Genomic DNA, 2089 nt, shown 5'->3' with positions numbered 1-2089 from the left:
CCGTCCCCGAGGACCTGCTCGATTCGCTGTTCGATCTCGCGCAGATCGCGCCTTCGGTCGGCAACAGCCAGCCCTGGCGCCTCATCCGGATCGAAAGCCCGGAAAAGCGCGCCGAAATCCGACGGAATTTTCTGGCCTGCAACGCCGAAGCGCTGGCGGCGCAGGAGGGCGAGCGCGCCGCGCTTTACGCCCGGTTGAAGCTTGAAGGATTGGACGCCGCCCCGGTCCAGCTCGCGGTGTTCTGCGATCATTCCACCACGCAGGGTCATGGGCTCGGCATGCGCACCATGCCGGAAATGCTGGATTATTCGGTCGTCGGCATGATTTCGAGCCTGTGGCTGGCGGCCCGGGCGGCCGGCCTTGGACTTGGCTGGGTCTCGATCCTCGATCCGGCGCAGGTCTGCGCTGCGCTCGACGCGCCGCCGACCCATAAATTCATCGCCTTTCTCTGCCTTGGCTGGCCCCGGGAGGAGCATGTCGAGCCTGAGCTTGCGCGCAACGGCTGGCAGGCGCGGACCGATCTGGGGCGAAGGATCGTGATCATGTGAAGCAGACTTTAAATAAAATTTTAAGAAAATCCGCGGCATTTGCCTCACATCTGTTTCACTATAACAAGACATTAACGAAGAGTGTCGTCGCTTGTTCTTTTGCCTTAAGACAAGGATAACTTTGTCGACGCAGGATCCGCGTGAAATCGTCGCGTGCCGTCGCGCGTGGTCGGAAAGGCAATAGGTCGGGGCGGTTCCCCGCAGGAGTGGGGCAATGGGGCGTTTCGTACTTCAATTCGAAGATCAGAGCCGTCCGCTGCGCACGGAAAAGGACCTGGCCGGGTCCGTTCTTTTCGTTCTGCGCACCACGGCGACCATCCTGGTTCTGGGCTGTGCGGTCAGCATCGTGACCAGCTACGCCACCGGCGATGACAGATTCCTGTTTCGGCTGATCGCGCTGGTCCGAACCTGACGCCGGCTTCGCCCGGCGCGGATTCCGATTGAAGCCCGGCGCGTGAAGCGATAAGCGCCTCATCGAGACCTCATCTCGTTGGAGCCGATGCGCCGGATCTATTTCGACTATAACGCCACCGCGCCGCTGCGTCCCGCCGCGCGCGAGGCTTTGCTGCGCGCGCTGGAGCTTGGCAATGCGTCGAGCGTCCATTCCGAGGGGCGCGCCGCGCGCGCCGCGATCGAATCCGCCCGGGTCGACATCGCCAAGGCCCTCGGCGCGCGGCCGGACCATGTGCTGTTCGTCTCCGGCGCCACCGAAGCCGCCGCCACCGCGCTGCGGCCGCGCGCGGGCGAGCGCCTGCTGATCGGCGCCGGCGAGCATGTCTGCGTCCAGTCCGGGCATGGTTTTCCGGCCGGCGACGTCGCCGCCGTGCGGCTCGACGCGCAGGGCCGTCTCGATCTGGCCGATCTGCGCGCCCGGCTCGCCGACGCCCCGGATCGCGGGCCGGTTCTGGCGTTGCAGGCGGCCAATAACGAGACCGGCGTGGTCCAGCCGGTCGCCGAGGCGGCGGAACTGGTCCATGCCGCCGGCGGCCTCGTGGTCTGCGACGCGGTTCAGGCTTTCGCGCGCATTCCCTGCACCCTCGCCGAAACCGGCGCGGATGTGCTGTTCCTCTCCAGCCACAAGCTTGGCGGCCCCAAGGGCGCCGGCGCGCTGGCCTTTGCGCGCCGCGACGTCATGCCGCAGGCGCCGTTCATTCGCGGCGGCGGGCAGGAGCGGGGCCTGCGCGGCGGCACGGAGAATGTCGCGGCGCTCGCCGGCTTCTCGGCCGCTCTGGCCGAGGCCGGGGCGGCGCGCGAGACGGAGGCGGCCCGCCTCGCGGAACTGCGCGATTTTTTGCAGGCCGGCGTGCTGGAAATCGCGCCTGAGGCCGCCATATTCGGGGAAAGGGCGATGCGGCTCGACAATACATTGGCCTTTGCTTTGCCGGGGCTCGCCGCCGAGACTCTGGTCGCAGCTTTCGATGTCGAGGGCGTGGCTTTGTCCTCCGGCTCGGCCTGCTCCTCGGGCAAGGTGACGCCTTCGCATGTGCTGGCCGCGATGGGCGTTTCAGCCGAGCTTGCGCGTTCAGCCCTTCGTATCAGCC

3 protein-coding genes are annotated in these 2089 nt (G+C 66.8%); all 3 read left to right on the top strand.

The genetic code is table 11. The annotated features are described in order from the left end of the window. The coding region (gene bluB, locus ACE3S9_RS19000; protein WP_374548041.1) for a 5,6-dimethylbenzimidazole synthase at positions 1-548 on the top strand (548 nt) is incomplete at its 5' end. A 214-nt stretch (positions 549-762) separates the two neighbouring features. Next, positions 763-960 carry a hypothetical protein gene (locus ACE3S9_RS18995; RefSeq protein WP_374548040.1) on the top strand — a complete coding sequence of 66 codons (198 nt, stop codon included), beginning with the start codon at positions 763-765 and terminating at the stop codon, positions 958-960. An 87-nt stretch (positions 961-1047) separates the two neighbouring features. Further along, the coding region (locus ACE3S9_RS18990) for a cysteine desulfurase family protein (protein WP_374548039.1) at positions 1048-2089 on the top strand (1042 nt) is incomplete at its 3' end.

The sequence above is a fragment of the Rhodoblastus sp. genome (assembly GCF_041915505.1).
Lineage (GTDB): Bacteria > Pseudomonadota > Alphaproteobacteria > Rhizobiales > Beijerinckiaceae > Rhodoblastus.
Note: the sequence above shows the minus strand (reverse complement) of the source record. Positions and strands in the feature narration are given on the sequence as shown.

What these genes read in the sequence shown, in the direction of transcription:
- ACE3S9_RS18995 (WP_374548040.1), top strand. Translation starts at nt 763, where the DNA reads ATGGGGCGTTTCGTACTTCAATTCGAAGATCAGAGCCGTCCGCTGCGC.